We start from the raw sequence: 7,306 nt of genomic DNA on the forward strand, positions 1-7,306 counted from the left end.
GTTGAGGTTGTTAGCCAAAGTGAGTGTCTTCACTCACTTCCATTTTAAATTGAATTGGAGCCGTCAGTAAAGACACTGACGAGGGCGATATCAAAATATAATCGGGAAAATATGTAAAATTTGATTCATCATTATTGAAAATTCAATTTTCAAAAATTTCCCTTAGCTTGGATTTTGCAAACCATAAAAACCTTTTTATAAATCTTGCTGTTCAATTTCTATGTTTTCCAAAGAGATAAAGCTGCTATTGATACTCGGATTTTTTTCTGGACAGGCTATTTCTCAAAGCTTTGTCAAAAAATATGTCAATGGGATCGTCAATGACACCTCAAACATCAGTAGACCTCAATTTTTGATTTATCCCACCGTCGCCTATGCGCCTGAGACAAGTTGGGAGATCGGATTGTCCTCACTTTGGGTCTATTATGCCAAAAGGGATACCACCAACCGCCTCAGCGAAATCAGTGGTTTTACCTTCATCACTTTGGAAAACCAATACGGTCTTTGGTTTGACCATGCCATCTATTCTGACCAAAGCAAATGGTTTTTTCTCGGACGGATCAGGCTGCAAAGTTTCCCGCTGAAATACCATGGAATTGGAATTGATTCTCCGGAAGATTATTTGGCGCTAGTGGATGCCAATCAGATTATGATCAAAGAAAGGGTACTTCGGCAACTCCGTCCAAATTTATTTTTTGGAATTGAAGCAGATTTCCAGCGCATGTCAAGGGTTGATTTTAAGCCTTCCCCTGAGGCCCCTTCGTTCACTCTACCCTTGGGCTATGAAGGTTCGACCAATATTGGCTTGGGACTGGGACTGGTATATGATGACCGACACAATGTATTGAATGTCCGAAAAGGCAATTTTGCAGAATTGGCTTATCTTAAATATTTGCCGGCGATAAGTACTTTTGGATTTGAGGCCGTATTGATGGACACTAGGGTTTTCAGACCTGTTGGTAAGAGCGGTGTCCTTGCATGGCAGGCTATCGGACAGTTTTTTTCCGGAGATGTTCCGTTTAACCAGCTATCACTCCTCGGTGGAGACAGCATGATGAGGGGATATTACTTGGGAAGGTTTAGGGACAAAAACCAGATTGCAACTCAGCTAGAATATCGGATTTTGCCGCTACCCCTGGGATTTTCCAAAAGAATCGGAGCTGCGGCATTTGCAGGTACGGGAACAGTCTTTCCGGACTTTTCATTGGCTTCCATCAATAAAGTAGTCTGGTCAGCAGGTGGAGGATTGAGGTTTTTGCTTTTCCCCAAAAAAGACATTTACACAAGATTTGATGTGGCTTTTACGCAGGAAGGATCCGGATTTTATTTGTTTATCGGAGAAGCGTTTTAGAAGCGAGAAACGAGAGGCTAGAAACGAGAAGCGAGAGGCAAGAAGTGGGTCAAGTTCTAGGATAATTGATCCTGAATGGATCAAATATGATTAGCCCCGGGTAAGGCAAAAACCCCGAAAATTATTGATCTGTCCATTCCCTCTCAGAAGGTCAGGGATATCTGCGGGAGAAAATTGGACAAAATTATTCCCTCGGATCACGCAGATTGGCGCAGATAATTCTATTCTATTTCGGAACAGTTATTAAAATTGCAGTGAAGACACTGCAATGGGCGAGGATGCACGCAGAAAAATTTCAAAAATCAATCCGAAAATCTTTCAATCTGTCCATTCCTTCTGCGAAGGTCAGCGATATCTGCGGGAACATATTTAGGTGCCAAAGTGAGTGTCTTCACTCACTTCATTTTCGGTTTTAATGAGGGATATCTGCGGAAGAAAATTGGACGAAATTATTCCCGCGGATCACGCAGATTGGCGCAGATAATTCCATTCTATTTCGGAACAGTTATTAAAATTGCAGTGAAGACACTGCAATGGGCGAGGATGCACGCAGAAAAATTTCAAAAATCAATCCGAAAAACCATTAATCTGTCGTTCCCTTCTGCGGAGGTCTGCGAAATCAGCGGGAACATATTTAGGTGCCAAAGTGAGTGTCTTCACTCACTTCATTTTCGGTTTTAATGAAGGATATCTGCGGGAGAAAATTGGACAAAATTATTCCCGCGGATCACGCGGATTGGCGCAAATGTATTCAATCAAATATTCCGAAAATCTTTCAATCTGTCCATTCCTTCTGCGAAGGTCAGCGATATCTGCTGGAACATATTTAGGCGCCAAAGTGAGTGTCTTCACTCACTTCATTTTCGGTTTAAATGAGAAACTCGGGGATAAAAACCGACAAGACCATTCCGGTTTTGGCTTAAAAGACGGGAAGAGAAAAAATAGCTTTCCCCCAATAACAGGGTAGGTTAAATTTAGTACAAGCTGTTACTGAGGACATTGAACACAGGGACAGAGGCGAGAGTTTATTAAATCAACTAAAAAAACCTATAAATTCTTACCATAATTTTGGTAAAAATCATTTTTTACATTTATTTTTCACGAATAGTTTAAGAGTCAAACGCAGGTTTTACGTCGTCATTCAATTATCACTTTTATGAAAAAAATTCTTTTAGCAATTTCAGTTTTACTTGTTTACTCATGTGGAAACAAAGAGACAAAGTCAGGTGAAACCTATGTAGACCTCAAAATCGAAGCCGATACAGTTGTAGTTGATTCCGGAGATGAGATTTTAATGGCGGCGACCCATACTTTTAGCCACTCTTTTGCCGATGATTTAAGTACGCTTTATAATTGGGATTTTAATTCTTCCCAGGTGGAATATGTTGATTTGAAAGAATTTCGCCTGTTTAAAAAACAGCTTTTTGAAAAAGAGGGACCGAATGGCATTGGAAAAGATTCTCATTTGATGAAACTGGTTGGTGAAAACCGATTGGCATTTATCAGTTGGAACAATACCATAGTCATTACAGATTTGGAAGGGAAGGTTGTCGAAAGAATGAGAATGGACGAACCATGGATGGTAGAAGGAGTGGATGAAAAAAGTTCTATCCACTTTTTGGCATTTTCGGATGATAGGAAAAAAATCTATTGCAGGTTTTTGAATTTTGAAAAGTTTGAGACAGATATCCTTGAACTAGATCTTGAAAGTAAAAAGAAGAAGATAATTGATTTACCGGAATTTGAAAAACTCAACAATTTTAGGGTTACTTGGATTACTGATGATGGAAATAGCATGTCTATGTCTCACCCCGACTTAAATATCCAACAATGGAAAGGTAAATTACTTTTGCACACTAACGCATTGAATTCGGTCTACCTACTTGATCCAAAAACTGATTCATTGGAATTAAGGAGTTATAACAGCATGCTTACCCCGAACGAAAAAACAGGGACGTATAAAAATGAAGTTTCTTCTATGGAGGAGATGCAAAAAATTACTGACAGTATCCAAGAGGAAGTGAATTTCACAAGGTTGGTTTGGGATGAAAAAAACAAAGTTTTCTACCGCTTTACTCACTTCAATTTACCTAAAGTAGGTGAAGAGTCTGTTAAGACCAAGGTTTTTGTCAGTATGTTAAGTCCTGATTTGGAGCTTTTGGGAGAAAAAGAAATCACTGATTTAGGTTTGAAGTACCCCAATCCTCAATTTGTGAAAGATGGGAAAATTTACCTTTTCCTCAACTTGGATGATGAATTGGCTTATGTCAGGCTTTCTGTCAAATAAATCAATTTTTCTTTATCAACTCCGCTCCGATTCCATTTCCATCAGGAAAAGTCACGCTTTCAGGAGTAATCACCACACCTTTGGCAATGTCCTCTGTGAGCAACATCGCTCCGTCCATGTCCACATGGTCCAACAATGGTGCAATATGGGCGATGGCCGTGATGCCAATCGATGATTCGGTCATACAGCCCACCATCGTTTTCATCCCCAATGACTTGGCCTCACGGATCATCCTCAAGGCCGGCGTGATTCCTCCTGCCTTTACCAACTTCACATTGATCCCGTGAAAAAGTCCGTGGCATTTTTTGACGTCTGTTTCGACGATGCAGCTTTCGTCCGCCATCACAGGCAGTTTGGAATATTTGAAAACTTCCTTCATTCCTTCTAGGTCATCTTTTGCCAAAGGCTGCTCCATAAATTCAACACCGAGTTGGGCGAGTTCTTCCGAATAAGCAATCGCCTGCTGTGCAGTCCAAGCGCAGTTGGCGTCAATCCTGAATTTTGAAGTGGTATGCTTCCTCAGTTCACGGATGATTTCGAGGTCATTGTTGGTTCCAAGTTTGATTTTATACAGCGGCCAATCGACTTCTTTCATCTTAGCTACCATTTTTTCTAGGGAATCAATCCCGATGGTGAAATTGGTAAGGGGAATATTTTGAGGATCTAAACCCAAATACTCGTGGAGTTTCTTTCCTTTTTTCTTGGTAAAAATATCCCATGCAGCCAAGTCCAAAGCACATTGGGCGAAAGGATTGTCTTTGAAAACAACTTTACCCATCTCCCAAAGTTCCTCAGGAGAAGACCAATTGCCATTTTCAACAATGCTTCTGCTTTCTTCCAGTTTGCTGCAGATATTCTCCGCCGTCATCCCATAAAAAGGGTTGGTCGTCGTCTCCCCCAAACCATAAAAATCCCCGTCTTCCAGCTTGACGATGATCGTATCCTGCACATCACGGCTTTGGTGGGCGATGGTAAAAGTATGTTTGAGAACTAAATCGCGGACAAAGAAAGAAAGCTTCATTTCGGTTTATTTTGGAATTGTGGCAAAAGTAAATTTATTTTTTTGTCTAAGTTTATAACTTAGACAATTAATTTCAATCACTAAGATACCATGCAAATCCTCCAGAAATCCATTTCCCTGATAGCCTTTTCTTTGATTTTGTATTTCAGTATTTCTTGCCAGCCAAAAGAATCGGAAACAGCATCGACGCCTGTTGATGTGACCGAATTGGACCTTGCTTATGAGAAATATCAGGAAAAAAGCATCACAGAACGCAGGTTTAAGCATGCGGATGTGATCCATTTGGTCAAAGACAGAAAAGGTAAATTCGCAGTGGAAGAAATCGGCAAGTCTGTAGAAGGAAAGGAAATCTATCAGATGACCATCGGCACAGGCGAAACCAAAGTCATGCTTTGGTCGCAGATGCACGGCAATGAAAGCACGGCGACGATGGCCTTGTTTGACCTCTTCAACTTTTTTGATGGGGAAAATGATGGCTTGGATGAGTTGAGAAATAAACTGTTGGAAAAGCTGACCATCCGCTTTATTCCCATCGTTAATCCTGACGGAATGGATAATTGGATGAGGAGAAATGCGTTGGATATTGACCTCAACAGAGATGCTGCCAAGCTCGCTTCGCCTGAAGCAGTTATCTTGAAAAATGCGAGAGACGTATTTTCCCCGGCATTTGGGTTTAACCTTCACGACCAACAGACCTATTACACTGCAGGGGAGGTAGCTACTCCGGCAACCATTTCCATATTGGCGCCTGCATACAATTTCGAAACAGAAATCAACGATGTCCGCAAAAAAGCCATGCAGGCGATCGTCGGGATGACCAGGATGATGGATGCTGTCGCACCAGGCCATGTCGGCAAATATGATGATGCTTTTGAGCCTAGGGCTTTTGGAGACAATTTCCAGAAATGGGGTACAAGTACCATCCTGATCGAATCCGGTGGATATCCCAACGATCCCGAAAAGCAATATATCCGCAAGCTCAATTTTATGATCATGCTCTATGCCATGGAAGAAATCGCCGATCAGTCATTTGTGAATTATTCTTTGGACGAATATGAGGCCATTCCTGAAAATGCCACGAGGCTGATGGATGTCATGATCAGAAACCTTCCTATGAAAAAAGATTCATTGTCCTACCCAATTGACTTGGGTATCCGAAGAAGAGAAATAGATGCCAATGGCGCTTTCTATGTGAGTGGAGGAATTGACGACTTGGGGGATTTGTCGATTTTCTATGGCTATGAGGAGTTGGATGCAAGTGGAATGGAAATTATAGAAGGAAAAATCTATGAAACGGTTTTTGAAAAAGTATCGGATGTTAGTCCTGAAAAAGCTTTGGAATTGTTGAAAGCCGGTTATCTAGCCGTCAAAGTAAAGGAATCCGAAGCCAGAGAATTACATGGCTTGCCGATTTTGGTATTTAAAAACGCCACTTCAATACCTTTTGGGATCCGGACCGGAGGAAGTCCGAATTTCTTCCTTTCCAAAGATGGTATGTTAAAATATGCCATAGTGAATGGATACTTGATTGATCTTGAAAAACCAATTGAGGAAAATTATAGAATGAGTGTCAATTGAAATCAGTCGTGTAATCCGCAAAAGGAATTTTATTCAAAAAATCAATTGAAATAATTAAGGGCAATCGTCCCATTTTATTTCTAAATTTAAATATCCCTTTTCTTTAAACTCATTTTAAATATGCAAACCATGAGAAAACACCTGACCGCAATCATCTTTGCTACTGCCATCATTGTTTCTGCCGCAATTCTTGGTAATTCCATTGTAAACAGAAACAAAAAGTCAGGAACAGTCGATGTGACTGGATTGGGAGAAAAGAATTTTACCTCAGACCTCGTGGTTTGGGAAGGAAATTTTAGCAGGGACAATTTTGATATCAAAACAGCTTATTCTGATTTAGAGAAAGACAGAAAAGCCGTAACAGACTACTTGATTTCCAAAGGAATTCCCAAGGAAAAAATCATTTTTCAAGCAGTGAATACCAACCCACTTTACCAACAAAACTACAGCAGCAGCGGTAACTTCACAGGACAGACTTTCTTGGGATACCAACTCAACCAAACACTTTCTATTGAATCAAATGAAGTTGATAAGGTTGAAAAAATCAGTAGAGAAATCACCGAACTCCTGCTTCAGGGAGTGAAATTCTATTCCCAACCGCCACGCTATTACTATACCCAATTGGAAAGCCTCAAGATCGAAATGATCTCCAAAGCAACAGAGGACGCACGGGTAAGGGCTGAAAAAATAGCAGAAAACTCAGGTTCCAAACTTGGTAACTTACTTTCCGCCAATATGGGAATTTTCCAGATCACGGGTCAAAATTCCGCTGAGGACTATTCTTGGGGCGGTACTTTCAATACCTCTTCCAAAGAAAAAACCGCTTCGATCACGATGCGGTTGAGTTATGGGGTGAGGTGATTAATTCTGCCAAAGCCAGTGTCGCCACTGACTCTATTTTTTTGTGTGTTAAAAAGAGATTAGACCGAAGCAAGTTGAGGTACTTTTCTAAGTAAACTTGATTTTTAATATTCCGTAAAAATTGATTCTGACTATTCGGTATTTTGCACGTAAGGATAAATTGAAGCAATAATCAATCTGTCGAATAGCTTTTCTCCGAAATATCTTC

At 40.6% G+C, this 7,306-nt stretch carries 5 protein-coding genes; 4 read left to right on the top strand and 1 reads right to left on the bottom strand.

Annotated features, from left to right (window positions below; genetic code table 11):
- The first annotated feature begins 220 nt into the window (after positions 1-220).
- Together MMU05_RS08220 and MMU05_RS08225 are read left to right on the top strand one after the other, a co-directional pair.
- Positions 221-1,351 (top strand): BamA/TamA family outer membrane protein, encoded by a 1,131-nt coding sequence (locus MMU05_RS08220; protein ID WP_241141194.1) that lies wholly within the window; start codon positions 221-223, stop codon positions 1,349-1,351.
- Positions 1,352-2,507: 1,156 nt separating this feature from the next.
- The gene (locus tag MMU05_RS08225) at positions 2,508-3,638 is read left to right on the top strand and encodes a DUF4221 family protein (protein WP_241141195.1); all 1,131 of its coding nucleotides are present in this window, start codon (positions 2,508-2,510) and stop codon (positions 3,636-3,638) included.
- A 1-nt stretch (position 3,639) separates the two neighbouring features.
- Here the strand turns inward: MMU05_RS08225 and MMU05_RS08230 are convergent, their stop codons facing one another.
- On the bottom strand, positions 3,640-4,659 hold the full coding sequence (locus MMU05_RS08230) for a dipeptide epimerase (RefSeq protein ID WP_241141196.1): 1,020 nt from the start codon (positions 4,657-4,659) through the stop codon (positions 3,640-3,642).
- Positions 4,660-4,749: 90 nt separating this feature from the next.
- On the opposite strand from MMU05_RS08230, the gene MMU05_RS08235 reads away from it, so the two are divergent.
- Both MMU05_RS08235 and MMU05_RS08240 read left to right on the top strand, forming a co-directional pair.
- Positions 4,750-6,237 carry a M14 family zinc carboxypeptidase gene (locus tag MMU05_RS08235; protein WP_241141197.1) on the top strand — a complete coding sequence of 496 codons (1,488 nt, stop codon included), beginning with the start codon at positions 4,750-4,752 and terminating at the stop codon, positions 6,235-6,237.
- Between the two features lie 129 nt (positions 6,238-6,366).
- Positions 6,367-7,098, top strand: a complete 732-nt coding sequence (locus MMU05_RS08240; RefSeq protein WP_241141198.1) for an SIMPL domain-containing protein — start codon at positions 6,367-6,369, stop codon at positions 7,096-7,098.
- Positions 7,099-7,306 lie beyond the last annotated feature (208 nt).

It is taken from the genome of Cognataquiflexum rubidum (genome assembly GCF_022538115.1).
GTDB lineage: Bacteria > Bacteroidota > Bacteroidia > Cytophagales > Cyclobacteriaceae > Cognataquiflexum > Cognataquiflexum rubidum.